At 53.2% G+C, this 26,472-nt stretch carries 19 protein-coding genes and 1 pseudogene; 11 read left to right on the forward strand and 9 right to left on the reverse strand.

The annotated features are described in order from the left end of the window. Positions 1-46: 46 nt before the first annotated feature. The 5 genes from ACE2AA_RS10230 to galE (ACE2AA_RS10250) all read left to right on the forward strand — a co-directional run bounded on the left by ACE2AA_RS10230 (position 47) and on the right by galE (ACE2AA_RS10250) (position 5,867). Positions 47-445 carry a DUF3597 domain-containing protein gene (locus ACE2AA_RS10230; RefSeq protein ID WP_395369664.1) on the forward strand — a complete coding sequence of 133 codons (399 nt, stop codon included), beginning with the start codon at positions 47-49 and terminating at the stop codon, positions 443-445. Between the two features lie 119 nt (positions 446-564). Beyond that, complete coding sequence (locus tag ACE2AA_RS10235; RefSeq protein ID WP_395369665.1) at positions 565-1,626, forward strand: CorA family divalent cation transporter; 1,062 nt, start codon at positions 565-567, stop codon at positions 1,624-1,626. Positions 1,627-1,861: 235 nt separating this feature from the next. Beyond that, positions 1,862-2,884: a UDP-glucose 4-epimerase GalE gene (gene galE, locus ACE2AA_RS10240; protein WP_395369667.1), complete on the forward strand. Its 1,023-nt coding sequence runs from the start codon at positions 1,862-1,864 to the stop codon at positions 2,882-2,884. A 290-nt stretch (positions 2,885-3,174) separates the two neighbouring features. Continuing rightward, positions 3,175-4,503: a polysaccharide biosynthesis/export family protein gene (locus ACE2AA_RS10245; RefSeq protein WP_227002442.1), complete on the forward strand. Its 1,329-nt coding sequence runs from the start codon at positions 3,175-3,177 to the stop codon at positions 4,501-4,503. Between the two features lie 350 nt (positions 4,504-4,853). Next, positions 4,854-5,867 (forward strand): UDP-glucose 4-epimerase GalE, encoded by a 1,014-nt coding sequence (gene galE / locus ACE2AA_RS10250; protein WP_395369668.1) that lies wholly within the window; start codon positions 4,854-4,856, stop codon positions 5,865-5,867. Positions 5,868-5,964: 97 nt separating this feature from the next. On the opposite strand, the pseudogene ACE2AA_RS10255 reads toward galE (ACE2AA_RS10250), so the two are convergent. The 3 genes and pseudogenes from ACE2AA_RS10255 to ACE2AA_RS10265 all read right to left on the reverse strand — a co-directional run bounded on the left by ACE2AA_RS10255 (position 5,965) and on the right by ACE2AA_RS10265 (position 9,871). Then, positions 5,965-6,718: pseudogene (locus ACE2AA_RS10255) on the reverse strand (IS5 family transposase). 173 nt (positions 6,719-6,891) lie between these two features. Further along, on the reverse strand, positions 6,892-8,040 hold the full coding sequence (glf, locus tag ACE2AA_RS10260) for a UDP-galactopyranose mutase (RefSeq protein ID WP_141262615.1): 1,149 nt from the start codon (positions 8,038-8,040) through the stop codon (positions 6,892-6,894). Between the two features lie 175 nt (positions 8,041-8,215). Next, on the reverse strand, positions 8,216-9,871 hold the full coding sequence (locus ACE2AA_RS10265; protein ID WP_395369670.1) for a glycosyltransferase family 2 protein: 1,656 nt from the start codon (positions 9,869-9,871) through the stop codon (positions 8,216-8,218). Between the two features lie 806 nt (positions 9,872-10,677). Between ACE2AA_RS10265 and galE (ACE2AA_RS10270) the strand changes: the two genes are divergently transcribed. Next, the gene (galE, locus tag ACE2AA_RS10270) at positions 10,678-11,691 is read left to right on the forward strand and encodes a UDP-glucose 4-epimerase GalE (protein ID WP_395369668.1); all 1,014 of its coding nucleotides are present in this window, start codon (positions 10,678-10,680) and stop codon (positions 11,689-11,691) included. A 469-nt stretch (positions 11,692-12,160) separates the two neighbouring features. Continuing rightward, entirely contained in the window at positions 12,161-12,961 is an 801-nt protein-coding gene (locus ACE2AA_RS10275) for an ABC transporter permease (RefSeq protein WP_141261285.1), read from the forward strand. Between the two features lie 213 nt (positions 12,962-13,174). On the opposite strand, the gene ACE2AA_RS10280 is transcribed toward ACE2AA_RS10275, so the two are convergent. Both ACE2AA_RS10280 and ACE2AA_RS10285 read right to left on the reverse strand, forming a co-directional pair. Then, the gene (locus ACE2AA_RS10280) at positions 13,175-13,423 is read right to left on the reverse strand and encodes a hypothetical protein (protein ID WP_395369672.1); all 249 of its coding nucleotides are present in this window, start codon (positions 13,421-13,423) and stop codon (positions 13,175-13,177) included. 313 nt (positions 13,424-13,736) lie between these two features. Beyond that, positions 13,737-15,632 carry a glycosyltransferase gene (locus ACE2AA_RS10285; RefSeq protein ID WP_227001016.1) on the reverse strand — a complete coding sequence of 632 codons (1,896 nt, stop codon included), beginning with the start codon at positions 15,630-15,632 and terminating at the stop codon, positions 13,737-13,739. Positions 15,633-16,423: 791 nt separating this feature from the next. Here ACE2AA_RS10285 and ACE2AA_RS10290 point away from each other — a divergent pair. Beyond that, positions 16,424-17,704: a hypothetical protein gene (locus ACE2AA_RS10290; protein WP_395369674.1), complete on the forward strand. Its 1,281-nt coding sequence runs from the start codon at positions 16,424-16,426 to the stop codon at positions 17,702-17,704. 291 nt (positions 17,705-17,995) lie between these two features. After that, on the forward strand, positions 17,996-19,093 hold the full coding sequence (locus ACE2AA_RS10295) for a hypothetical protein (protein WP_395369675.1): 1,098 nt from the start codon (positions 17,996-17,998) through the stop codon (positions 19,091-19,093). Positions 19,094-19,208: 115 nt separating this feature from the next. On the opposite strand, the gene ACE2AA_RS10300 is transcribed toward ACE2AA_RS10295, so the two are convergent. Then, positions 19,209-20,372 (reverse strand): beta-3-deoxy-D-manno-oct-2-ulosonic acid transferase, encoded by a 1,164-nt coding sequence (locus ACE2AA_RS10300; protein ID WP_395369677.1) that lies wholly within the window; start codon positions 20,370-20,372, stop codon positions 19,209-19,211. A 424-nt stretch (positions 20,373-20,796) separates the two neighbouring features. Here ACE2AA_RS10300 and ACE2AA_RS10305 point away from each other — a divergent pair, with 424 nt between their 5' ends. Together ACE2AA_RS10305 and ACE2AA_RS10310 are read left to right on the forward strand one after the other, a co-directional pair. Continuing rightward, positions 20,797-21,135, forward strand: a complete 339-nt coding sequence (locus ACE2AA_RS10305; protein WP_395369679.1) for a hypothetical protein — start codon at positions 20,797-20,799, stop codon at positions 21,133-21,135. Positions 21,136-21,208: 73 nt separating this feature from the next. Next, positions 21,209-22,513, forward strand: coding sequence for an LTA synthase family protein (locus ACE2AA_RS10310; protein ID WP_395369681.1), 1,305 nt, complete (start codon positions 21,209-21,211; stop codon positions 22,511-22,513). A 19-nt stretch (positions 22,514-22,532) separates the two neighbouring features. Here ACE2AA_RS10310 and ACE2AA_RS10315 read toward each other — a convergent pair whose 3' ends face one another. From ACE2AA_RS10315 to ACE2AA_RS10325, 3 genes are all read right to left on the reverse strand, one after another. Continuing rightward, entirely contained in the window at positions 22,533-23,132 is a 600-nt protein-coding gene (locus tag ACE2AA_RS10315) for a sterol desaturase family protein (RefSeq protein ID WP_141301369.1), read from the reverse strand. Between the two features lie 697 nt (positions 23,133-23,829). Beyond that, positions 23,830-24,993: a glycosyltransferase family 4 protein gene (locus ACE2AA_RS10320; RefSeq protein ID WP_395369683.1), complete on the reverse strand. Its 1,164-nt coding sequence runs from the start codon at positions 24,991-24,993 to the stop codon at positions 23,830-23,832. Between the two features lie 221 nt (positions 24,994-25,214). Next, a complete protein-coding gene (locus tag ACE2AA_RS10325) occupies positions 25,215-26,459 on the reverse strand; it encodes a glycosyltransferase family 4 protein (RefSeq protein WP_395369684.1) in 1,245 nt (414 codons plus the stop codon). Between the last annotated feature and the right edge of the window lie 13 nt (positions 26,460-26,472).

Here is a 26,472-nt window from a genome sequence, read left to right on the forward strand (position 1 = left end):
TGGTCCGGCATCCGCCGGACCACATCATGTGATGGAGAAAGAGAACATGAGCATTTTCGGTTCAATCCTGTCCAAGATCTTCGGAAGCCACACAGCTGCTGCCGCTACGCCGGGTACCGCAACCACTGCTGCACCTGCAGCAGCGGCAGCACCTGCAGCAGCTGCGGCTCCCACCGCCCCGGCACAGCCGGTTGACGTGGACGCGGTGCTGAGCGCGCTGGCTGCCAAGAACCCTGAAAAGCTGAACTGGCAGACCTCCATCGTGGACCTGCTGAAGCTGCTGGGTCTGGACAGCTCGCTTTCCGCGCGCAAGGAACTGGCGACGGAACTGCACTACACCGGTGACATGAACGATTCTGCTTCCATGAACGTCTGGCTGATCAAGCAGGTCATGCAGAAGCTGGCCGCAAATGGTGGCAAGGTCTCCCCTGACCTGATGAAGTAATACGCCGCTGGCGAAACGGGCGGGCGCGTGGCCACTGGCCACCGGCCGCCCGTTTCGTATCAGCTACGGACAGGGCCACCAGAACCAGCCAGACCGGCAGCATGACGGAGGGATACGCGATGGAAAACGTCCCCGACTTCCCCATGATGGACAACGCCACCGGGCTGTCTGTTGACATGTTATCCGCGTCTTCTGTGTCCAATGGTCTTGTATGGGCCATTGCCTGCCAGCCGGGTCAGAAGCCCGAGCGTCTGACAGATGAACAGATTGCCCGCGCGCTGGAAGGCAGCCCCCCCAGTGAGCCAGCCACGTGGGTCTGGCTGCATTACGATATTGTTCACACTGCCAGCCGTGCCCATATCCAGGCCATTCCATGCCTGTCCGAAGAAGTGCGCCTTGCTTTGGGCAGCACGGACCGGGGCACCAATGTCGAAGCGGAAGGGGACATCGTCTATGGCGCCCTGCCCGGCTTTGACGACGCCATGTCGGAAGACGACAAGAATCTGTCTGCATGGCGTTTTGCGGTCCTGCCCGACCTGCTGATTACCACACGCCGACAGCCGGTTCCGGCTCTGGGGGTGATTTACCGGGCCATGCAGCGGGCTTCTTACGACTCCCCTGCCGAGGTGGTGGATCATACCCTGCTGGAATTTGCCGATACCGTACGGCGCAATATCGCCATGCTGGATGACCAGCTGGACCGGGCCGAGGACCTGCTGCTGACGCTGGACCAGCACACTGATTTTGGTCGCATAAGCGGGTTGATCGGGCGCGTGCGCCGCCGTTCAACCGAACTGCGCCGCGTGATCTCGCCCGTGGACCGTATTTTCCATAACGAGGATCTGGAACTGCCCGAATGGGCGGAAGATGACATCCGCGACCGTTCGCAGCGACAGATCCATGCGGCCCTTGATGACCTGCTGGCCCTGCAGGATCGTGCACGATCGCTGCAGGACGAACTGGCGTCCGGTCAGGCGGAAGAAACCAACCGCCGCCTGTATACCGTATCCATCGTGACGACACTCATGCTGCCCGCAACCTTTGTGACGGGCTTTTTCGGCATGAATACTGGCGGCATGTTTCTGGCCACCGGCACACTGGGAACCGTGGAAGCCGGCGGGATCTGCTTCGTGTTCATGATGATTACATGGCTGCTGCTCAAGATCATGAAACTGCTATAGGCCCGCCTGTTTCAGAAAATTGCCGGACAGACAGGGCACATGCTTCAGATTTTTTCAGGATTGTTTTGCATGATGGGTACTGGCGCTATCCGGCCGGATCAATGCTGACGGCAGGCCATGCAGGCAGGGCGAGAGCATATGCCTGTATATTGCCATAGACAGGCATATATTGTATAATTTTCAGCTTTTCAAATCTCCCCATACGTTCAGGATCATAGGGAAACCGGCAACTATTATGAAATGTCTTGTTACAGGTGGGGCAGGTTATGTGGGTAGCCATGTTGTAATAAGCCTGCTGGATGCCGGACATGACGTCGTTATTCTGGATAACCTGAGCACAGGTCATATTGCCGCCATTCCTGAAGGGGTTCGCTTCTGGAATGTCGATCTGGAAGACGCGCAGGCGACACATGACGCTGTGGCACGGGAAAACTGGGATGTCGTATTCCATTTTGCCGCCCTTTCATCGGTAGGGCATTCCATTTCCGAGCCGTTCCACTACCTGCGGCACAATACCATGAACTCCCTTAACCTGATCGAGGCATGCACATTCCATAATGTAAGGCGCTTTGTTTTTTCCTCCACTGCGGCATTGTTCGGTGATGAAAGCGATTTACCCCAGATTACGGATGATGCACTGGTCAATCCGACATCTCCCTATGGTGATAGTAAATTTTTCATTGAACGTGCATTACTGTGGGCGGATCGCATTTATGGCATGCGCAGTGCCTGCCTGAGATATTTCAATGCTGCTGGCGCTGACCCCAGGGGACGGTTGGGAGAAGACCATCGACCGGAAACCCACCTGATCCCCCTTGCCATTGATACAGCTCTGGGTGTGCGTCCCTGCCTGAAAATATTTGGCAATAATTACGACACACGGGATGGTACATGCATTCGCGATTACATCCATGTAACCGATCTGGCAGATGCGCATATCCGTGTTATTGATCAACTGGATGAAAGGTCGGTTTCGTATAATCTGGGCAACGGTCTGGGATTTACCAACCTTGAAGTCATCCAGAGCGTAGAACGCGTAAGCGGACAGAAAGTGTCATGGGAATGGGCCCCGCCCCGTTCGGGAGATCCAGCCATCCTGGTGGCTGATTCATCACGGATGCGCAGTGAAACCGGATGGAACCCCAAATACCATAGTATCGATGCAATTGTAGAAACCGCCCTGCAGTGGCGCAAACGGCACCCGCATGGGTATGATGATTATAATAGCCGGTCGGTCCTGCCGGAATTATGGTCCTGAAAAAACTGATGACACTCCACCTTCACGATGCCGTCTGCTGGCCATAAAGATGCTAATTGAATGTCTGCATTTTTTGCCGCAGGACCAAAAACCAGACCGTCCCGACAGGAGCGCCTGCAGCGGGCACGACATTCCTTCAGAACGGTCAGGGACAGCCACCACCAGCCGGACATCAAGGATAAAAATTGCTTTTTACGGCAGTTTTCAGCCATTTTCAGGGTGAAGCCTCTCACGTCATGAATTAACATAGCCAGTTAAAATACGACGTGATAAAAGTTTCCGCATAGATATTGACCGGCCACGTCCACACAACATGCCGTAGACATGGGAATACGTCCTTAAACCTGTTTGCTACCTTCACTATAACCTCCAGTCGCGGTGCTACATTGACCAATTTCTGCTTTCCGAAAAATTTGGGTTCAATTCTACAGCGTGGTCGAAAAGGTCAGCATCTTGCTGTGATCGGTGGCACACTCCTGTTACTGGCTGGTTGCAATTCCCTGCCAGATAGCGGACCAACGGAAGCGCAGGTCAACCACGCCCAGCGTGACCCGAAACGCAATGCGGTCGGGTATGCTATTGTCCAGGTCAGCCCGGACCTCATTTCCCTTCTGGAAAGTGAGGCGCCACCCCTGTTCAGCAGTCTGGACCAGAATAATACGCCTGTTAATTACACCCATAACGATACGGTTGGCCCGGGCGATATCCTGCAGGTTTCGATATACGAGGTCGGGAGTTCCCTGTTCAGTCTCAGCAGCGTGAATATGGCCGCCTCGACAAATGCGGCCGGTGGTGCAAGCACGATACCGAGTACGTCTTCGGGTTCCAACCTGCCCCCACTTAGCGTTGATGCCAGCGGCAATATCCGGGTGCCTTTTGTGGGCGAAATCCATGTGGCTGGCATGACCACCATTCAGGTGGCGGAAGCAATCAGGGCACGACTGAAGCAGAAATCCCTCTCGCCGCAGGTTCTGGTGCGGATTATGGCGGATATCGCCAATTCAGTCATGGTTTATGGTGGTGTACGACGGCCCAGCCGTGTCCCCCTGACACCAAATCGGGAACATATCCTGGATGTCATCGCTCTGGCCGGTGGTGCGGATCACCCCAACCAGCCGGATGAAGATTATGTCGTGCGCCTGACGCGCAACGGCAAGATCGCTGAACTGCCGCTCAAGACAATTGAAAATACGCCGGCGCAGAATATCCTGATGCAGCCTGGCGATCGGGTACAGTTAACCTTCAAACCACGCAGTTATTCGGTTTTTGGCGCAAGTGGTCGGGTAACCCAGACCCAGTTCACGACCCCGACCCTGACCATGGCCGAAGCCATTTCACGTAATGGTGGCCCGATTGATTCCCGTGCGGACCCCAATGCGGTGTATCTGTTCCGCTTTGAAAATGCAGACATCGTCCGCCGCCTTGGCATGCCGATTGCTGATAGCGCGACAACGGCACCTGTGGTTTATCAGTTGGATATGATGAACCCCAGCAGCTATTTCCTTGCGGAACGTTTCATGATGCGGGATCACGATCTTATCTATATTGCCAATGCATCAAGTAACAGATTCTATAAATTCTTCAGCTTGATTACTACTGTTATATCCCCGATAGAATAACCAGGGAAAACGTTGGGAAATACCTTGTGGGATGTGAATTGGAAGGTTTCCACAGGCCGCGGCATTGCCCACAGGGTTGGCCGCATCCGCCTCGACGCTTTACGGCCCAATGCAGCCAGAAATGGCTCGAACCACACTTCCAGACCCGATCGCCAGTTATCATTCATCGCCAGCCTTTCACTATAACGGGCCTTTCATGAAACACTGATCGCAGCCAGCAGGAATCCCTGTCCCAAATTTTCTGCCAAAGTAGTGCTGGCATTCCGGCGTATTTTTGGTTAGATGGGTCTTTAATATTAAATCACATCTTGATGCAGGCTGCGCATGCCCGTTGATAGAAAAGGAATGTAATGAAGTGTCTTGTGACTGGCGGAGCGGGATTCGTCGGTAGCCATGCTGTCATAAGCCTGCTGGATGCAGGCCATGAAGTGGCGGTACTTGATAATCTCAGCACAGGTCATTTATCCGCAGTCGCACCGGGCGTACGTTTTTTTAATGTGGATCTGGCAGATCCTGTTGCCACGGACAGGGTCGTTGCAAGTGATCAGTGGGATGCAGTCCTGCATTTCGCGGCACTGTCCCTTGTCGGGGACAGTATGCGAGACCCGTTTTACTATTTGCATAACAACTATGTCACGGCACTGAACCTCATCCGTTCGTGCGCCGCGCATGCCGTGCCACGGTTTGTATTTTCCTCAACGGCAGCCCTGTTCGGCGGGGACCATGGTTCGGAGCCGATCGTTCATGATGCCCGTATCGACCCCAGCTCCCCTTATGGCGAAAGCAAATTCTTTATCGAGCGGGCGCTTGTATGGGCAGACCGCATTCATGGCATGCGTAGCGCCAGCCTGCGCTATTTCAACGCAGCAGGCGCTGACCCTCTGGGACGGCTGGGGGAAGATCATCAGCCTGAAACACATCTGATCCCGCTGACAATTGACAGCATCCTGGGGCGTCGTCCGGGGCTGAAGCTGTTTGGCAATGATTATCCGACACATGATGGCACCTGCATTCGCGACTATGTCCATGTGACCGATCTGGCTGACGCGCATATCCGGGTCCTGTCCCTGCTCGATACCAGATCCGTGACCTACAATATCGGGAACGGGCTGGGTTTCAGTAATCTGGAAGTTGTCCAGAGCGTTGAGCGTGTGAGCGGGCGCAAGGTACCCTGGGAATGGGCTCCGCGCCGACAGGGGGATCCGGCCGTGCTGGTCGCCAATTCCACACAGCTCAGCAGGGACACCGGCTGGAAGCCCAGATATCACGATCTGGATCAGATTGTTGAAACGGCCCTCCGATGGCGAGAAGCACATCCTTACGGATATCGTGAAAAACAGTCACATGATCTCGTGGCTACATAATACAGACATCAAGAAGCCCCTTGAAACAGCCTGCCCGGAAAACATCTGGCAGTCATAAAAGCGTTTTTGATGAAGCTTTTTCAGGGCCTGTTGGGAATTAACGTGAATTGATGACTGCGGCGGTGAGATAAATCATCGCTGCGAATGATCTGTCTGTCCTGTCGCTCCGCATGGCGATGCGCTTGAACTCCTTGAGCTTGCAGAAGAAGTTTTCGATGAGATGGCGCGCTTTGAACAGGGGCCCGTCAAACGGGCGTCTGTCGAGGCGGTTTTTGCGCTGGGGAATGACCACACAGGCTCCTTGCGCACGTAGGGCGTCCACGATCCAGTGGACGTCGAACACCCTGTCAGCAGGAAGCCCCCTGAAATCCGCCTGTTCAAGAAGAGGCGCCACCCCGACCGTGTCGTAATGCTGACCGGGGACAAGCGTAAAGCGGACCAGATTGCCCAGGGCATCAGTCATGGCGATGATCCTCTGGTTGACCATCCCGTCACACTGCGTCCTGTCGCCTGACTTCGGGTCCCCCTTTTGCGCCCAGGCCATGGCGGTGAACCCGGATGACCGTGCCGTCGATCATCGCATATTCCATGTCGGCATCGTCAGAGACCGCTTCAAAAAGCCGCTGGAAAACACCGGCTTTCATCCAGTCGCTGTAACGGGAATAGACTGAGTTCCAATGCCCGAAATACGTCGGAAGGTCCCGCCATGGACTGCCGGTCCGGGCAATCCATAAGATCGCCTCAATGAAAAGACGGTTGTCCTGCCCGCTGCGACAGCGATCCGTCTTCCTGCCAAGGCACAGCGGTTCCATTTTCGCCCATTGGGCATCTGTCAGTACGAAGCGATCCATATGGATTTTGAATCACATTCAGATACTTAAAAAAAAGACGATACCCGAAAGCGGATCATCTGAGGCGGTAAGTAACCGGTTGTCAGCGTTATGCACGTTTTACGACGAAATGCCAGATTTCCGTATGAATCTGCTGGGAAAGGAGCCAGCCCTGCCAGCTCCTTCCGTTTCAGTCAGGCAGGATCAACAAAAAATGCCGGGATTTTCTGACCAGATCCGAGCAATTTATCAATCTGGTCACAGGCATTCAGGGCTTCAGTAATGGTCACGTCCATATCCAGGTAACGATATGTCCCCAACCGGCCAAGGAACGAAACACCGGTCTGTTCACGTGCCAGTTCAATGTATTCGTGCAACTTGCGCTTTTCGTTTACCAACCTGATCGGATAGTACGGAACATCCTTAGGCTCCGCCAGGCGGCTATATTCACGGAAGTAAACGGTGCGGGAGAATTTATCCTGCTCCCACGGTGCAAAGTGCTTGTGTTCTGAAATACGGGTATAGGGTACCTTCTCGTCACAATAATTCATGACTGCCGTGCCCTGATAATCGCCTTCATCTTCAAAACGTTCGAAATCAAGGGTCCGGTAACCAAGACGTCCCAGACGGAAATTGAAATACCGGTCAATAGGGCCTGTATAGAATACGTGGGCAAAGGTCTCTTTCACGTCTTCAAACGGCATCCCCAGACGCACCTCGATACCGGGTACCGAGATAATATTTTCAATAATCGATGTATAACCATTTTCCGGCATCCCCTGATAGGGATGGTTAAAATAGTTATCATCATAATTGAACCGGACGGGCAGACGCTTCAGGATGGCGGCAGGCAGTTCAGTCGGCTCGAACCCCCACTGCTTGCGCGTGTATCCGTAGAAAAAGGCCTTGTAGAGTTCCGGGCCGATCATCGCCAGCGCCTGCTCTTCAAAATTGCGCGGCTCCACAATGCTGCGGTCGGCCTTGTCCGAGATGAATTGCCTAGCGTCCCGAGGTCCCAGGGTCTTCCCAAAGAACTGGTTGATAGTGAGAAGATTGACAGGCAGCGTGTAAACGCGCCCCTCTGATATCGCCTTCACCCGGTTCACATACGGACGGAACGTGCCGAACTGCTGAACATAGTCCCACGCGCGCCTGTCAGCGGTGTGAAAAATATGAGGGCCAAACTTGTGAACCATGATCCCGGTGGATTTGTCACGTTCCGTATGACAGTTCCCAGCCAGATGATCGCGTTCATCAAGCAACAGAACCTTATGGCCGTTTGTGGCAAGATGGCGAGCAAGAATCGCGCCGCTGAATCCACACCCAACTATACAATATCTCATATTATCCCAACACCTGTGTAAATGTACCTTATTATTACCCACTCATTCCATAAATGGAAATCAAGCAATGCAATGAGTGATCTAGGGAATCTGGAGCGAAATTTTGGGGTAATGAACGGCTTTTTTATGACGCAGTCAAAGCTTTTCTCATTTTTTTACGTCCGCAGACAGACCTTTATTTCCCGCTGATTTTAAGAAAATTTTCCCACCATTCGATAGTTGTCATCTTCCATATATTTTGTTTTGAAGGCGGTTTTCGGAAATATTGAGCAACAAGTCCTTTAATTAATGAATGAAATATAGCGCGGAAACGCTTTGGATCACGGACAAGGCGTGTAACCTTATCTCCGGTTTTTGCCAGAATGCCTTCCGGGCGCTGCCGTGTGCCGCTTACCCAGTCACGATTATTGACAACTGGCATATGATTTATTTGTGACTGTGGTGCAAAGTAATCATGAATGATGCGCATCACGCTTATCAGCGTTCGAAAAAAAGGAGTCGGATAACATGTGATTGCAACGGGACGTTCCACAGGGGCAGCCTCGTCCTTTATTCTGTTGGCCAGCAGACGCCGATGGGATTCCGCCCCCCATTCGGCCAGGGCGTCTGCGCCGCGTTGGTAAGCCCGCAGGGCACCGATCCCGGCCTCAGCAAAATCGTAGCGATACGTCACCATCGCGTTGATGATACCGCGAACCAGAGACGCAACGGATGGAGCCTGCCCCTTCGGGCTATACAGCAGGCTGCAGAGCAGCGCGTTGCGTCGATCATAGAAATGATGCCAGGCCTGTGTCTGTGATGTCAGCGCATTATGTTTCACCGCAATACCGGGCCACATCACGGTACGAAAACCCGCATGGGTTAGACGCAGGCCATATTCTGCGTCATCTCCCCGAATGAAAAAAGGCAGGGGCAGTCCGCACTGCTCAACCGCCCGCTGCGGAAAGCAGAAACACCACCATCCACAGAAATCGACATCGGGCAGTTCTGCCATCTGCCGTAATGTCCCTTCATCATTCAGGGACATTCCCTCTTTTGGAACAATATCCCGAACGGCACATTTGTTGACATCAATCCTGTGCCCCAGGGACACAACGGAATCCGGGTTACGGATATCCAGCATCGCGCCGCCAATACATATGGAATCCGGCACATAGGCACATATGGCCTTCAGCCGGATGATCAATGTATCTGAAATCTCGACATCATCATCCATAAACAGAAAATGCGTCATACCGCGCATTTTCAGGCTTTCCATGAGGCCACGCGTAAAGCCTCCCGCGCCGCCATAATTGGCTTGTTCGACAATCTGCAGAAATGAAGGATCATCCTCTCGACGAACCCGTGCGGCAAGTCCGGAATGCCCCTGATTGACGATGCAGATATGACCGATCGCTTCGCGCTGTTTCCCTAACGCATCAAGCACCAACCGCAACTGCTGATCCCGATTAAACGTGCAGATAATAATTGCAATGGCGGGAGCATGCACGGGGGGCGCGGAACACACCCATTCAATTTTCAGATCGGAATCGGGAACTGCGGTGTTCTCGACCTCACAAATCAGCCAGTCTCCGCAGGCGTCGGCCCTGCCAATGGGCAGAACGGTCAGACCCGGCGCGCATCTCTGCTGAACAAGGACCTGGCCGTCAGTTCCTCCCTGACGAATGAAAACATGACGGGACTGCCCCGTGCGGATACGCAGGCCCAGTGCGCCCACTTCCGCATAGACTGCCCACGGACGCGGAAAAAAATCAGCCTGCCACTGCGGGGAAGCCGGATCCATGCAAACGGTCTGGAGCGTAAAGAATTTATCTGCGGATATATTGGTCATCAAACATCAGAATCAAAAGAAAATTCTTTCCGGCAAATGCAGACGGAAGGAACGCCATGGGAGCAGAAGTCACCCAGACCTATACCCCAGATGCAGTGGGTTTAGAAGCAGCCCGGGATAATAGGACACCATTGACGGTGGTGAGTGCTTCTACCCAATGCAGGAAAATCCGTTTGCCTGCGCCGCTGTCGCTTGCATCATGGCGTTGCGTTCACGGTTTTCGCCCGAAATAGGGAGAAAATATTGTAGATTGGATGAAATTATGACATCCAGAAGCAAGCTAATGCTGGCCGCTGCGCAGCAGCGTTTGAACGTAATTTCTTGAAGAAAAGACCGGCAGAGGGAAGCGCAGATGCCAGACAGGCAGGCCATTATAGGTTACGGGACGTAAACCGCTGCCAGATGATCTTCACAAAATAATCCCTATAACATTTACTGTTTCTTAATAGAAAAAGATTAAAAAATATTTCATATGTTGGTGTGAAAGCGATCAACTTTGCCATCCCAGCAGCACTTTGGCAGAATATTCGGGATAAAAATTCTCAACGGGTATGACCAGTGTTTCATGAAAGACCCGTTGTAAACGGGGCTGATATCGTGGAACCAGAGGCAGCCGGACTACCCGCTTTGCAGATGGATCAGTCCGGTCCTGCAGGTAATGCCTACACTGTGGAAACCTTCTGTCCTCCCAAGCATTCTAGCAAAGTAGTGCTGGCATTCCGGCGTATTTTTGGTTAGATGGGTCTTTAATATTAAATCACATCTTGATGCAGGCTGCGCATGCCCGTTGATAGAAAAGGAATGTAATGAAGTGTCTTGTGACTGGCGGAGCGGGATTCGTCGGTAGCCATGCTGTCATAAGCCTGCTGGATGCAGGCCATGAAGTGGCGGTACTTGATAATCTCAGCACAGGTCATTTATCCGCAGTCGCACCGGGCGTACGTTTTTTTAATGTAGATCTGGCAGATCCTGTTGCCACGGACAGGGTCGTTGCAAGTGATCAGTGGGATGCAGTCCTGCATTTCGCGGCACTGTCCCTTGTCGGGGACAGTATGCGAGACCCGTTTTACTATTTGCATAACAACTATGTCACGGCACTGAACCTCATCCGTTCGTGCGCCGCGCATGCCGTGCCACGGTTTGTATTTTCCTCAACGGCAGCCCTGTTCGGCGGGGACCATGGTTCGGAGCCGATCGTTCATGATGCCCGTATCGACCCCAGCTCCCCTTATGGCGAAAGCAAATTCTTTATCGAGCGGGCGCTTGTATGGGCAGACCGCATTCATGGCATGCGTAGCGCCAGCCTGCGCTATTTCAACGCAGCAGGCGCTGACCCTCTGGGACGGCTGGGGGAAGATCATCAGCCTGAAACACATCTGATCCCGCTGACAATTGACAGCATCCTGGGGCGTCGTCCGGGGCTGAAGCTGTTTGGCAATGATTATCCGACACATGATGGCACCTGCATTCGCGACTATGTCCATGTGACCGATCTGGCTGACGCGCATATCCGGGTCCTGTCCCTGCTCGATACCAGATCCGTGACCTACAATATTGGGAACGGGCTGGGTTTCAGTAATCTGGAAGTTGTCCAGAGCGTTGAGCGTGTGAGCGGGCGCAAGGTACCCTGGGAATGGGCGCCGCGCCGACAGGGGGATCCGGCCGTGCTGGTCGCCAATTCCACACAGCTCAGCAGGGACACCGGCTGGAAGCCCAGATATCACGATCTGGATCAGATTGTTGAAACGGCCCTCCGATGGCGAGAAGCACATCCTTACGGATATCGTGAAAAACAGTCACATGATCTCGTGGCTACGTAACTGTCAGGTTGCAAGACATTATTGGGCAATGTGGCCCGGGCCATATTCATCATGCGCCATGACAGATGCCTGTTGAGCAAGGATCTATCAGAGCGGCTCGACAGAACGGCCGCAGACAATCGTCTGTTTGTGAAAGCCGCGCTGTATCGTAATTAACACAGGCATCCCCTGACATGATCTGCCCGTCCGCTTCAGCGACTGGAAGACTGTGCAGAGACATCTGCAACGCCTTATGACGGGCTGAAATCAATTTCCCCGCGCCCCATCCACCGCGTCTGCGCCATCATCAGGCTGACCTAACGACACGCCCCGGATACATATGATCCCTTTGGCTGCTGATCTTTTTGGGGTTGGCATGCAGGTTGGCGTAGCACGGATTCTTATATTCTTTTCTCGCCTCACTTCACTGTCCAATCTATAGTCACCCGGAAATAAGTTGCCGAGATCATGACCCTGAATGAGAATACGAATGACCATATATGACAAACTGGCGGAGCTGAAAGAAGATTTCAGAATCCAGTTACAAGTTATTTATGCCTTGATGATGCGTGAAATTCATACACGTTATGGTCGAGAAAATCTTGGTTTCTTATGGGTTCTGGGCGAGCCAATCTTATTTTGTGCTGGTGTCGCCATCTTATGGACTGCGATACGCCCTTCACATGAACATGGCCTGCCGATGACCGCGATTGTGGTGACGGGCTATGTGCCGCTGACAATGTGGCGGCACTGTCTGGGACATTCCGTGAAGGCTTTTGAAGCAAACGGTAGCCTTCTTTTCCATCGTCAGGTAACCCCGACCTGCATTATTATCGCACGCGCCAGTCTGGAAATAATAGGCACGACCATGGCGGGCGTACTGGTTACTTGCGCGGCAATTTTTGCCGGATTCATGAAACCCCCACAGTATTATGGCATGCTATACCTTGGACTGGGGTTTCAGATGGTATTCTGCCTGGCGATAGCCATGATTTTTGCTTCGTTAAGCGAAATGTCCAACTTGGTTGAAAAAGCAGTTGGAATTTTAAGCTATCTTTCCCTTCCATTTACCGGTGCATTTACAATGGTCAATTGGCTACCGCCAAAATACCGCTGGTATATGATGATCTCACCTAGCGTCGACAATATAGAAATGATCAGAGAAGGAGAATTTGGATTAAATGCCCATGCCCATTACGATATATTCTACGATTTCTGGATAACGCTTCTTCTTCTTATTTTAGGTTTTTATTCAGCACAACGTGTTCGCCGCTTTATATTGGTTCAATAATAATATGTTTGTTATGTAATTTTTTAAGATTAATCTGACTTCCTAAATAACACAGCCGGAGCGTGTCGTCAGGCAGCGCCCGGCTCTGTGAGGCTTGGACTATTAGGTTATACGTAATGTTTTCTCCCTGTTACGCAGGGAGAAATGAAGATATCGCGGGCATGGCCCGATCCAAGTGACACAGTTTAGTGGAAGCCGATAAAGAGTCTTCTCTCATGTCATGAAGGCCATGCCGGCAGAATGGCCGCAGATAACCATCTGTTTACCGTGCTGTATCATGATCGAGCAGGCGTCCCCTGACGTGATCTGCCCACCCACTTCGGTGACTGGAGGAATGCGCACAGAGGGTTTCGCCGCTGATGCAAAAGCGACGTGCATGAACAGATTTTCCGGCATCCAGCAGCCGACCATGACAATGAATACATGATGCTCGACAGCACGACTGTCCGCTCCTGCCAGCATGATCCAGGTGCCCGTTAAAAAGAGCGCGCAGATCAGGCATCGGACAGTTCCATGATGGATTGACCACCAAAATCCATGCCGTTGTCGATGCCGCAGGAAAGACGGTCGTTGCGTTCCCAATGCCCGGATATGACCGAAGCCTTATCCCGCTTTATCAACCAGGCAACACGGGAATTTCTGCATATACGCGTCAGTAAAGATAGTATCCGGAACTACCATTCAATCCGGCAGAGCTCCCGCATTCCCCGATCAGGACAGATCCAGACAGGCCAGCTTTGCCACCAGCCTGCCAGAAACAATAAAACCGCTTTATCTATTCTTTAACTTCAAACGTACGGACAAGGTCCGCCCAGAATGGTTCCGAGATCAGCCGCTCATAGGCCCCAGCCCATTCACCCTGTATCTGCCCGACGTGTTTCTTGAAATCTTTTAGCACTGCCTGCAACCGTTCATGCGCTTCGTGGTACAGGTCCGGGTTATAGGCAAAGATATGATACCCGATCTTCTGCGGGTCATAATATGCCCAGTCGCGGCCAGCACGGATATCGCGCCAGTTGATGTCATTGCGGGATTTGAAAACGGTTATCTGCCGTCTGCGGGTGCTCAGGATACCCAGCGGGGAGTTCTTGAACCGTAGCGGCGAGACATTCCCGTTATGGCTGATTTTTTGGTACAGATTGTACGTTTGAGCCAGGAGATTACGCTTGGAACTGGTCTTCTGTATCCACGGAACAATAAACTTACCAGATGTCCCGGGAGGTGTGGGAATGGCACCAATCGGCAGATCGGGACTGAACTGGTAATTGGTATTAAACCGCTTGTAAACCTGCATGATGCTTGCATGCAGGTCAGCAGCATCCGTCTTGGCCAGAATATTCGGACCTTTCAGGAAATCTTCGATAGCCAGAACCAGCAGCATGGCTGATCCATAGTGATAAATATTGATGAAATTGTAGAAACGACGGATCAGAAGCCGGGCCACGCGACGCATCAGTGCTTCAATACGCTTCTGCACGTCATCATGGTATGTTTCAAAGTTATCCTGCAGTAGACGAGCGTAAAGCGCTTCCGTATGGCAGGAAAGCCGGATCAATTCGTTGCGGATATTGTAATATGCGAACCAGCCTTCAGGCTTGGCATAATACGGTTCGTGCCAGACCCCGATACCGGGAACAGACAGGATATGCCCCCCACCCAGCGAGATGCGGATACCGTATTCCACATCATCCAGATGGACAAAACACGGTAGCGGCATACCGAATTTCTTGAATCCTTCAACACTGCCGCCAAACAGCCACCAGCCATTAAAGTTGAGCTGATGATTGCGCATCAGACCATCTTTGGTCTCGATCTTACCCAGATTGGCAGGCGGCAGTCGACCAAACGGGCGTTCAAACCGATCCGGTATCCAGTGCGCGCCACCATCCGCCAGCATAACCGGATTGTAGACATCCAGCTGTGCGCCCCCCAGGAACAGGTAAGGGTCGGACGCCACGCTGAAAAGATTGGTCAGGCGTGTAATGGCGGTTGGTTCGACATCCGCGTCATCATCCAGCATGATGACATGCGTATATGACCCGTCCTGCAGGGCTTCGAACATGCCGCGTCCAAAACCGCCAGCCCCGCCGACATTGCGCTGGGGAATCAGCCGGACGTTTTCAGGCCAGTGTTCCGCACGCCTGATCGTGCATGCGTTATCGACAACCATGATGCCAAAGTTCGGAGAATGTTCCGTCAGAGCCGAAACGAGGCGGTCCACATTGGCGCCCAGCTGTTTTTCGCGTTTAAAGGTACAGATGACAAAACATGGGCGCACATCACGCACCATGGCGTCATACATGCCCCAGCAGGCGCCCTTTACCATAAGATCGGACGTTAATGCTTCGATGACGAAATACCATCGGCCAATCGTGGCTTCGGAACCCGTAATGTCAAAGTCAATACGAATTTTCCTGACGCCCTGCTCGCCTTCTTCGGCGACATACTTGCGCTTTACGAATTCCGTAACCTCACCATCCTGTGCGCGGTGATAAAGACCGACACGACAGTTCCCGATAACGCTCAGCTCCAGATACAGTTTTGCATCCGGGATGATCTGGTTTATTTCCCGTTCATACAGTGCCGTCAGAAAGCCATCGAATGTGACAGTCTCCCCACATTCAATAAGAATGGAGCCGTCTTCCTCAAAATCAGGGAAGGGGCTGTTCATGTAAAGTGGCTTGATTTTTTGCGCCAGGGCAAAATTAATCGGGAAGAAGGGGAACTCACGCACTTTCTTGACAGAAAGTTCCGAAGTGTCATCTTTGGCTTTGAGGTTCATAATGCACAAGGTATCCAGATTTCAGATTATTGGTCCTAGAATGACCATGAAATACACCCTCATGCAAGGCACATAAAAAATCGGCGCCCTTGTGCAAATTCAATCTGAAGGGTTGATTTTCAAGCAATCTTGCACGCGATTCAAGCTCTGAATATGGTCGCCGGGGCAAAGAAACAGAATGGCCAGCATTACGTAACAGAACATCATTCATTTACAGGCAGTCCCGCAAAGTGATGCGTTGTCTGGCTTATCTCCGCTCATGACCTGTTCAAGCCAGGGCAGGTCCAATCATGGCATGACACAAAAAAAAGACATATCCATTATTGAATTTATGAGTGAATGATTGGACCTATCGATATGGTCCGTACCAGGCGCCCGGATGTTTCCGCACCCATGAAAAGGGCTCTCTACTGCCGAAGCCCTACCCCTCCTACCCGATACCGCGTCTTCACCCGGCCCTATTTCCTGTGACAGGCATCCTGCCTCTGGTCTGGAAACGAGAACTGAGCCTGTAGGCTTCAATCCGGTTATGTGTGAAAATAGGGTTACGACCGCTGCTCCTGATCCATGCTTGATATTGGCATGCAGGCACAGACATCAGAAGTATTTGAAACATATATAAAATAACAGGATTTAACCGAGTGTTTGACAATATAATTTTTTTATCAGGTGCCAATTACATGAGCACTGACAGGAAGGACTGGATAAGTGATTTCCTGTCGCTATTTCAACCGGTCATAAAACATGCCGTGGGCAAGGAGCCCGCCTGGTCTACCCTGGAGATGTCTGCCGACCTGCCAGAAGCGTACCGGAAACCAGGCACACTGCTCATAGGTCATGAAATTTCAAAGAAGCAGGCCCTCGATCTGAATGCTACCGGGGTATCCTTCATGGATATCCGTATTTCTCCGCTTCGTTTCATGGTGCAGGACAACATTTTTGCCATAAGTACCAACAGAACGGAACCAAGGGACATTCTGGCAGAATTTGCCATGCCTCCGTTTGACATCGCTGTTGAAGCAAGGGCACTGGCATTGTCACTTCGCTATCGGGATCTGGGACAACACCAATTTCCCGCTGGCTCACTGGTGTTTTTTACAGAACAGCCAGGGGGAGCAGACAGCATACATTACGGCGATGAAGTATCACTGCATGATTATAAACATAAAATCCAGTATCTGTCGGAACATTATCCCGAAAGATACATGATCTGTCGGCCCAATGATCCGCCAGAGGACATCACCCTGCTGGAAAACATGGGATTTCGCCCGGCCTCAGCTAATTTCTATGCCGTGCTCGGCAGCAGGAACGTGGCTGCCGTCGCTGCCATTCGCTCTGGAATCCTGTCGGAAGCGCAGTATTTTGGCAAGAAAGTTCATGCCCTGGAGCAACCAACCACGCGACTATGGAAGGATAGCGGGGATTATAACGACGGTTCTTCGTGGTTTTTCAACATTGCGCCGGATCATGCGCTGTCCTCGCTTTTCTGGAAGAATGTACTTGCCGGCAAAACATGCTTTCCGCCTGATCGGGCCGCCATACGCCGTCCGCAGGACCTGATCCGTCGCGCGCTCAATAACTGGAATTCCTCGGCTATCGGCTTAAATCTTTACAATCAGATGTGGCATGAGACGGTTGGCAATCATATCGTTGGTCTGCGTCACCTGCTTCAGGAGGAAAACGGATTTCGCCTTGGGCAACGGCCGGATGCTGACCAGAGGGGCTGTGCCGCACTGACGGGCCGTTGGCGGTGGTTCAGTGGGGAAGTCGTGCATATAGAAGCTGACGGACATGCACGCAGTGATTCCGATTTTGGCAGACTGGCTGGCAGCGCCGATGAATGGACGATCCACTGGGTAAGGCGGAATCTGATCGATCGGCTGAAGCTGGATGAGACAGGAGGGAGCCTCTTCGTACAGAACCAGTATGGCGATGGCGGTGAGGCGGCACGGCTTGCCTGAAGCTGGCAGAAGGGACGCCGGGTTCGGTCTGGCGTTGGTTGATGTTGCGGACAATACGGATGGACAGATCATCCGCGACGCCATGCGCACATGCTGACCGGCGGTGAAGTATGCGCGCGAGTGGCCTTGCGCGTAATACACTGCTGGTCAGCACAATCAATATATTGCGACCAGCCTGCTGGGCAGCCAGATGGGCGTTCCGTCTGTGGTAGGGAATCCGATCAGGTAGCGCAGACTCCATAGCAACCCGATCAAACCTGGCCCGCCGCCACATGATGGAGAAACCGGAGAATGAAAAAGGCTGTTCTTCTGTCGGTCACGGCATTGTTTGCCTGGAACGGGGCAAGCCATGCACAGTCATCCTCCAGCCAGCCCCCGCAGGAACGCATGGACTGGCAGGCTGACAGGAAGAATGCCGCCACGGCACGATCGGTAATAGATGTCCGGGATTACGGTGCCGTGGGCGACAGGACAACGGATAACGGAACAGCGTTCAAAAATGCAATTACGGCTGCGGAGGCCAACAATCCTGAAATCAATTTTCCCTATTCACCAAAAGGATATGTGATCCAGTCGGGTGCGTTTACCAACAGGATGCTGGGGCGTTTCAATTTTAATGGTAACGTGTTTTCCGGCAAGGCTCTGGGTAGACCGGAAAACGGTGCAGGCCGGTTCAATTCGCTTTACACAAATCCATGGCTGATTGTCAGTAACGTCAAAGAAGAGATGGACCCCGCTGCACTATCCCTTCCGAGCAGTGGTTCAGCACTGATCGGGCATGCTTTTGAATGCCTGCCGAACAGGCCCAACAACACCGATACCATAATGACCAGACGCATGGTGGCATGCCTGTACGCTGGCACGGATACAGGAACAGGGGGAAAGCCCGGGACGGCTTACACCATGGAAGTTTTCAATCCTGTTCTCAACCTGGATTCCAATTCAGGCAGCGTTCAGGAAATCGACCTGAATTTCAATGGAACGGTCAGGGACGGGGGCATTTCTCGTGGCCTGTTCATTACAGGCGGCGGGAAAGTGGGGAATACCACCAGTTCGGTGGCGCTCGATATCCAGCACAGTGATTATTCCGGTGGTCCGCTGCCTTGGTCAACAGGAGTTTCCGTTCGTGAAGCCACTGTATCGTATCAGGCCCATGCACGCTCTGACGGGACAGGATCCATGTTCGAAGGGTTCAGCCCGTCGGGCACAAAAGTCTCTGCAATCGACGATAACGGGTATGCGACCTTTGCGGGGATTGCCGCGTCTGCCGGGTATACACCGACGGCATCCTCCACCTGTAAAAAGGGGGCTATCATGAATGATGACAGCTACGCCTATTTCTGCACCAGCAAAGGCAAGTGGAAGAAGGTCGCACTTGATGCACTGTAATACACCGGAATGCCTACCAGCCAGTAATTACTTTCCAAAAATACCCACTCGATTACTTCATTGAAAATATAATGCATCGTGGTTCATTACATTGTCACGAACGTATCCAACCCATTCAATGCGCCATCATATGTTTTATTTTCCCCTGCAACTGCTTGATACGCATCAATAATGTGGGGCGCCACAGCCGCATATCATTAAAACGCTCAATCACTGTTTCCACTTCACAGGGGAGCTGTGTCAGGGGATCGATGTAACGCGGATAGAGAATGAGGGCCCCGGCTACCAGATCCTCCAGTAAAAGAGTACGCTGTCGCCGATTGGTGGGAACCTGCCCCAGATCCGTGGTTAAACCCCACCCTGCATAAAAAGGACAGCCGTACGTCACGACCTTGCGCTGTCGCATCAGACCTTCAAACCCGGCAAGCGAGGTCAGCGTATGAATCTCATCCACCTGCCCCATAATATCCGTAATGCTGCCCCCGATACTGATGTGATCCGCGTAAGCCATGACCGCTTTATCCGGCAGCCTTCCCTGCCGGTGTCCGGCCACCACATCAGGATGGGGACGATAAATTATGAAAGCATCAAGATTATATCGGCGCACCGCCTGCAGTAATTCCAGATTGCCCCGCACCGGACCGCCACCCTTCACGACGGACAGATCATCACTGACCTGTCCGGGAACCAGCAGTACACGCTGTCCAGGCATGCCCCATTCACTTACCTGTCCCTGTTCGGAGCGGCCATATTTCGAGATTCCCTTGCAAACCACATGGTCAATCAATAACCGCGCCCGTTCCCGCAGATGACTGTCGAACGTTGCTGTCGCCAGAATGTGCTCAAGATCGCTGGGCTCAGAAGGATCGTAATAAATGCCGCGCTGGTCCACAAAAATGGAGGCAGGAACCTGTAATCCACTTCCCAAACCGACCGAACGGACAAAACCATCCTCCACACGCCACACCGGCACCTTTGCCGCCTGTGCCTGCGGCGCCAGTGTTGGCGGCATGCGCGTGGCCCATGTGACAAGCGCCCTGCCCTGGGTAGCGCACCTTTTTACCGCAGGACCGACCTGTCTGAAAAATGGTGGGTGAGTGGGAGGGGTCGTGAAGAAAGCCGCAATGCGCCTGCGTTTCCACAGGGACATGCCAAAACACACCCCGATGTTTTGGTTGGCATCGATAATACGCCGCCACAATGCCTGAAATTCCAGAACTTTCAGGATTGTTGTCGCTTTACCCGTGTACGGGTCCCGATAATGCCAGTCCTGTATCAACTGTCGCGCGACCTGTGTTCCCTCAACACGATGACCATGGTCAGGGCTGGCATACCGCGTTACCTTCAGGCCCCGCAGCGCCGCAAGATCCCCGATATCGCCCCGCCCCAGTTCATGAATTTCCTGCGCATGATCCAGCAGACCATGCGGGTCCACGGGGGTATGCAGGTGAAGAACACCATGTTTACGGGCAACCCGTGCGGCCGGCCCATATGCCCCAGGTGCAACCAGCAGCAGGTCACGGGCAGGAAAAACGGTCACAAGGCGTTCCAGCAAACGTGCCAGCACGCGCATGCTGGCCCCGTCCATCCCATATCCACCACAGATCAGCACAGGTTTTACATGGGAAGGGGACAGCGCCCAGAAGTTGCCGCCCGTCCTGTCCGTAATAATCCGCTGGGTAATTTCCGCCACGGCCTTCGCCGTGGCAGTTTCCCCGATTGCAGGCACTGCAATTACCGGCAAACCACGCCGGAAAGGAGGCATCCGTAACAGACAGGAATACGATGCCAATGTCATGATTGCTGCCTCTGGCCTGTCATGGCCTTTGTTAAAGACCTTTATGCAAATCGTTCATAGGTCCGCAATTTCCAACCACGTTCCCGGTGTTTATTCCAACGGGGATACCTTGTACAAGAGCCTGTTATCGATAACAACCTCCAACGCAACGGGTGCCATGCCGATTGCACAACGGGATTTTCATGTTACCATTTCAGGTTCTGGCGTCTTTTATTGTTATCGTCTTCCTGACGCCAGCTATTGAATACGCTGTTGTAATGCCACGAGCAGAACGACGCCTGTCGACACGTCGCTGGTTGCTGGACGTTTTATGCAGCATGGTCGCGTATGGGGGATGGCTGACCCTGACCGGAAGCCTCCCGATTGCTACCATCATGGTCTTGACGCTCATGACCGTTACGGTCGTGGCATCGAACATCAAATTCCGTGTGCTGGGTGAACCCCTGCTGTTCAGTGACGTTGTGGTTGCCCGCAGCTTTCTGCAGCATCCCAAATTCTATCTTTTTTCCATTCCCCTGACCGGACGCATCGCCCTTCTGGCGATCAGCATTGCAGCCCCGGTCCTGCTGTGGATCTACTCTTCAGCCGCACTGTTGCCCCATCTGGCAGGTGCCGGGATATTGCTGCTGGGGGGGCTGCTGCTATGGCTCCGTTCACCGCGAACACTCGCGCCAACCCCGGATATTGAACGTGATGTCGTGCTACTGGGCCTGCCGGGAAGTATTATAATGTACTGGCGACAATGGCGGGCGAGCGCCGACCTCTCATCGCCTGCCCCACTTCGCGGCAGCCCTGCCTATGATCAGATCGTGATCATTCAATGTGAATCATTTGCCGACCCGGCACGACTGAATCTGCCAGCCGACATAGCCCTCCCGGCGATGCCGGGTCTGAAGCGGGCCTATGAAATCGCCTCCCACCGGGGACCTTTATCCGTAAGTGGATTTGGCGCCTATACCATGCGTTCGGAATATGGCGTTATTTTCGGGCAGGAAGAACGCGACCTTGGTTTCCGGCGTTATGACCCTTTCCTGACTGCAGAACGCGAACGCGCGCATGCCATTGGCAACCGACTGAAAACCATAGGGTATGACAGCACGTTCATCCACCCACATGACCTGCGATTCTATAATCGTGAAACGCTTATGCCAGCCATGGGCTTTTCCCGCCTGGTCAATCCTGGACCCCATATCCCGACACCGGACATGCCCTATTTTGGCGATGTCGCATTGGGACAGACACTGGTGGACATGATGCACCAGGTCACCACACCATCATTATTCTATACCGTCACCATGGAAAACCATGGGCCGTGGCCAACCGGTGCGGATCGACAGACCCCCTTGGAACACTATCTGCGGCATGTGCAGAACAGTGATCAAATGCTGCTGGACCTGATTGAAAACATGTCAGCCAGGGATTCCAGGACATTGCTGATATTTTTTGGCGATCATCGCCCATCAATCACGGGCATTGTCACGCCGTCGCCCATACGCGACGTACCGTACGTCGCGATTTCCTTTCCGCTGCAAGACAAGGCAGCACCTCAGCCCCCTACGGCCCTTACGCCAGCCCAGCTCAATCATCTGATCATTGAAATGTCAGTGCGCTCATCGCCCTGAACACTGCCCCATCAGTGGGTCAGTTACGATCACATTCCGTATGGCAGACCTTGTCCAGAAACACCGCCGTAATCGCATAATTGGCATCGGTCTGCCGGTAATGGTGATTGATGTGATGGATCTTGATCTTGCGCAGCAGAGGAAAACGCATGGGAAACTGATGGCATGAATAATGCACCGTGTCGTATGCCACATACCCACACAGAAAACCGGCGGCTACCGCCCCACCAACACCATAGCCCATGGACCAGACACATCCGCCCCAGATCACCAGCGCCAGCGGCAGGGAGACGCTCAGCGGCATCAGGTTACGCAAGGGATGGTTGGGCTGTTCATGATGATTGCCGTGCATCACGAAAACCATTGACTGGATGAATGCCGATTTTGCCTGAAAATGAAATAGGAAACGATGCATCAGATATTCAAAGGGAAACCATACCACAAACCCGATCAGGCAGTACAGGGCCATCATCTTGATCGAGACAGCCATCCGCCACGCGAAGAACAGGGCGGCAAACAGTATGATGCTCCAGACAACGACAAACGCACTGAAGGAAAGCAGCGTCAGGGATTCCATTACAGGATTTTTGAACAGGCGAAGGGGGGCCTCTTCCTTCATCCTACGCTTCTGCTGCATCATGGTTACCCTCGAACATTCCCATCTGGCATGAATGCGTATCCCTGCCTCAACGACCCATTATAGACAACTTATTTCAGAGGTGCAGCCCTGCCATTCCACTGCAAGAAAGTCTTTTTTTATTAATCTGTGGCAAGTTTCTCAAGTTATACGATTTCCCTGTCCATATTGCGTCATATATGGGGACGGATCCGGCTGTTGTCCATCTCAGAAGGCAAGCACCTATCAATAAGAATTTTTCCAATTCCTACTCTTTAAATGCACTCTCGGACTACCACTCATCAGAGTAACAGCAATTCCGCGGGAAGGTTTCATACCCGTCCGGATAATCCCCACCCTTCCTGATCGCGACATGGGTATCATGATATATCCATCAATGACTGTATGGTCCAATCTCATTTTCCCAAACCGTCGAAACAGAATTCATCAACCTATACAAAACCACATTCCGTGGGGTCATAAACTTTTACTATACGGTTGTGATGCCAGAAAAAGTAAGCACATTATATATATTCCGTTTGGGGCTATAATATGTACTATAAATCTATTTTTCTTATAATATTATTTAACAATTTATTACATTTTTAATGCTTGTCCGCTACGCGCAGAATCGGACCTGCCACCGTTTCCAGAAGACCCTCACCATGAACCATGGCCCCTGATCCATGGTTCATGATGTTCATTTCAGACGTTCAGGAAAAAGCTTACACAAATACGCATGGAATGTGCGTAAACGCCCGATCTGCGCGGACTCCGTAAATTCCTGCGCCCGTTCCAACCCGGCATGACGCAGTTTTTCCATTTCTGGCGCATCAGGCTGCATTTGATCCAGCCATTCAATCTTGCTGGCAATATCCTGCGTATCATAAGGATCCACAAGCATGGCTGCGCCACCCGCGATTTCCTCGGTCGCCCCCCCGCGAGATGTCATGACCGGGACACCCAGCGCCATGGCCTCGATAATAGGCAGGCCGAACCCTTCCGCCAGAGAGGGAAAAACGAGGGCATGGGCATTCGCCAGACTGCGCAGCAGGGAATCCCGGCCACACCATGGCACGCGGATAATCCGCTGACGCGGCGTGCGGGGACGGAAATCGGGCATATCATCACCGTCCGGTCCCAGCAGCACCAACGGCCGCTCTGTGGCGCTGGCTGCATGGGCGTCCACCAGCCGTTCGATATTTTTACGCTTTTCCACCCGGCCGATACAGATAAAGCAGCCTGCGGGCGCCACCACCGGAGCCGTTGTCAATTGCTGGCGTTCGGCTACCGTCACACCCGCAAGCTGATAGAGATTGATGACCTTACCAGCAGGGACACCAAATATCTCCCTGATCTGCTGCCTGACCGTTTCTGAAACCGTCACCACGACATCCGCCCGGGCAACCAGTTGGGTCAGCATCTGCTGCAGACGCTGGGGGTTGATCCCGGTCAGATGCGGGTGTGTAAGGGGAATCAGGTCATGGATCGTCACGATGTTGATCGTATTTTTCACCACGATCGGCAGTGGATAGGTCCAGAACATGATGTCCGGAAGCCGCTGGCTACGCAGAAACAGCAGACGCTTGCATATCCTGAAGTGAATATGAGCCACCCTGTAGATATCCGAAATATAGGGATAGGGTTCAGCTGATGACTGCTGATAGTGGCTACGGATTATCTGAACGGGCAGGCAGGCCCGCAGGAGCCTGGTCAGTCGCCGCCATCCGGTATCGGGATGCTGCTGGGTGCCATCATCCGGGTCATGGTCCCACAGATATTGTGTGTGAAATCCCATACGGGTCAGGCATGCCTCCACCCCCTGCACGTAGGTTGCAACGCCAGTACCACCTGACCTGCCCATGTTCCTGCTATCCAGCCATATCGTGGGAGCAGCCGGTAGGGGGCGGTCACTATTTTCAGGATGCGGAAAAATGGTCATGAAAGATGCAGTTGCCAATCACGCGTGCGTCACAAGCGGGAGATGCGGCGCGGGATACCCCCACTCGCTCCTGTACCCGGAAAAGAATATACGCCAGTTCCTGCACAGCTATAAACGATCCGGACGCATGCACCGGTCAGGGATCAGGACCCGTGCCGTCCGTCTGATCGAAAAAATGCTGCCGTCTCGTCAACAACGGCAATGCCTGCCGCAACCTGACGGGGCCAGTTGAACAGGTTCATGCGCGCCGTACGTGCTGGCCCCCTGTGTGCCAGACTTTCCGCGACCATGGCGTCAATGGCCCCCCGCCATGCCGGGCCGTCGGTCGGATCAAGATATGTTGCATCCGCGCCCGCCACCTCATGGAATACCGGAATGTCGCTGCAGATGGCCGGGGTACCCAGAACCAGGGCCTCGGCCAGGGGAAGTCCGAACCCCTCGGAAAAGGAGGGAAACAGCAGCCCCAGCGATCCCTGCAGCAGACCGACGACTTCGGGGTCCGACAGGTCGTTATATTCCAGCACATTGCCCTGCAATGCCGGGCAGCGTTCCAACATGTCGAGAACGTTTTCGTTTTCCCAGCCACGGCGCCCGACAAGGATCAGACGTGGAGTGTCCTTTCCCTTTTCTTCGGCCATGGTACGCCACAAGTTCAATAATAACAGGTGGTTCTTTCGCGGCTCAATGGTTCCCAGACACACAAAATACGGCCTGCCATCATCCGGCAGGCGCGATGGTGTCCCGTCAGGCGACTGGGAAAGCTGCAAATGCAGCCCATGGGTTACGACATGCACATGGCCTTCGGCAGGGCGGCCTTTGACATACGGTGCAAGCGAACGGGCTACGGCTTTGGCCGGAACGATAACGCCGGCGGCAAGACGCGCCACTGTTTCCATGCGCCGGGCATGACGTTGCGGTTCACCCGGCCGGGCATATTCGGGAAATTCCATGGGAATGAGATCATGCACCATCGGCACGAACAGGCTGCCATGACGGGACAGGAACGTCTCGATCGCCTGCGGGCGCGTCAGGTGATGATGCGACACCAGAAGATAGACACTGTCGCCCCGGTACCGGGGCATCGTCCAATGCGATAGCAGCACCGACTGCAACAGGCGCTGCGCCATGCGGGGCAGCCGGTCGCGCAATGCGATATCGCCATCCCAGACCTGTCCCATCATATGCAGGAAATCACGCACGGCCTGCATCCGCAGAGTACCTATGATACCGACCGGATGGAAAGCGACAAAGGTCAGACGATACGCCTCATTATGCAGCAGGTAATGGACGTATTCATATTCGACACGGTCAATCCCGGTTGGAATCGGGTTCCGCGCCCGCGAAAGCAGGCGGGAGACATCCATGAAAATATGCGGGGCGTCCATCATCGTGATCAATCAG

Origin of the sequence: Komagataeibacter diospyri, from assembly GCF_043995075.1 — a bacterium.
Taxonomy (GTDB): domain Bacteria; phylum Pseudomonadota; class Alphaproteobacteria; order Acetobacterales; family Acetobacteraceae; genus Komagataeibacter; species Komagataeibacter diospyri.

Coding starts and splice junctions, on each gene's coding strand:
- ACE2AA_RS10230 (WP_395369664.1), top strand. CDS start 47: ATGAGCATTTTCGGTTCAATCCTGTCCAAGATCTTCGGAAGCCACACA.
- ACE2AA_RS10235 (WP_395369665.1), top strand. CDS start 565: ATGGAAAACGTCCCCGACTTCCCCATGATGGACAACGCCACCGGGCTG.
- galE (WP_395369667.1), top strand. CDS start 1,862: ATGAAATGTCTTGTTACAGGTGGGGCAGGTTATGTGGGTAGCCATGTT.
- galE (WP_395369668.1), top strand. CDS start 4,854: ATGAAGTGTCTTGTGACTGGCGGAGCGGGATTCGTCGGTAGCCATGCT.
- glf (WP_141262615.1), bottom strand. CDS start 8,040: ATGAGATATTGTATAGTTGGGTGTGGATTCAGCGGCGCGATTCTTGCT.
- ACE2AA_RS10265 (WP_395369670.1), bottom strand. CDS start 9,871: ATGACCAATATATCCGCAGATAAATTCTTTACGCTCCAGACCGTTTGC.
- galE (WP_395369668.1), top strand. CDS start 10,678: ATGAAGTGTCTTGTGACTGGCGGAGCGGGATTCGTCGGTAGCCATGCT.
- ACE2AA_RS10275 (WP_141261285.1), top strand. CDS start 12,161: ATGACCATATATGACAAACTGGCGGAGCTGAAAGAAGATTTCAGAATC.
- ACE2AA_RS10280 (WP_395369672.1), bottom strand. CDS start 13,423: ATGCTGGCAGGAGCGGACAGTCGTGCTGTCGAGCATCATGTATTCATT.
- ACE2AA_RS10285 (WP_227001016.1), bottom strand. CDS start 15,632: ATGAACAGCCCCTTCCCTGATTTTGAGGAAGACGGCTCCATTCTTATT.
- ACE2AA_RS10290 (WP_395369674.1), top strand. CDS start 16,424: ATGAGCACTGACAGGAAGGACTGGATAAGTGATTTCCTGTCGCTATTT.
- ACE2AA_RS10295 (WP_395369675.1), top strand. CDS start 17,996: ATGAAAAAGGCTGTTCTTCTGTCGGTCACGGCATTGTTTGCCTGGAAC.
- ACE2AA_RS10310 (WP_395369681.1), top strand. CDS start 21,209: ATGGTCGCGTATGGGGGATGGCTGACCCTGACCGGAAGCCTCCCGATT.
- ACE2AA_RS10315 (WP_141301369.1), bottom strand. CDS start 23,132: ATGAAGGAAGAGGCCCCCCTTCGCCTGTTCAAAAATCCTGTAATGGAA.
- ACE2AA_RS10320 (WP_395369683.1), bottom strand. CDS start 24,993: ATGGGCAGGTCAGGTGGTACTGGCGTTGCAACCTACGTGCAGGGGGTG.
- ACE2AA_RS10325 (WP_395369684.1), bottom strand. CDS start 26,459: ATGATGGACGCCCCGCATATTTTCATGGATGTCTCCCGCCTGCTTTCG.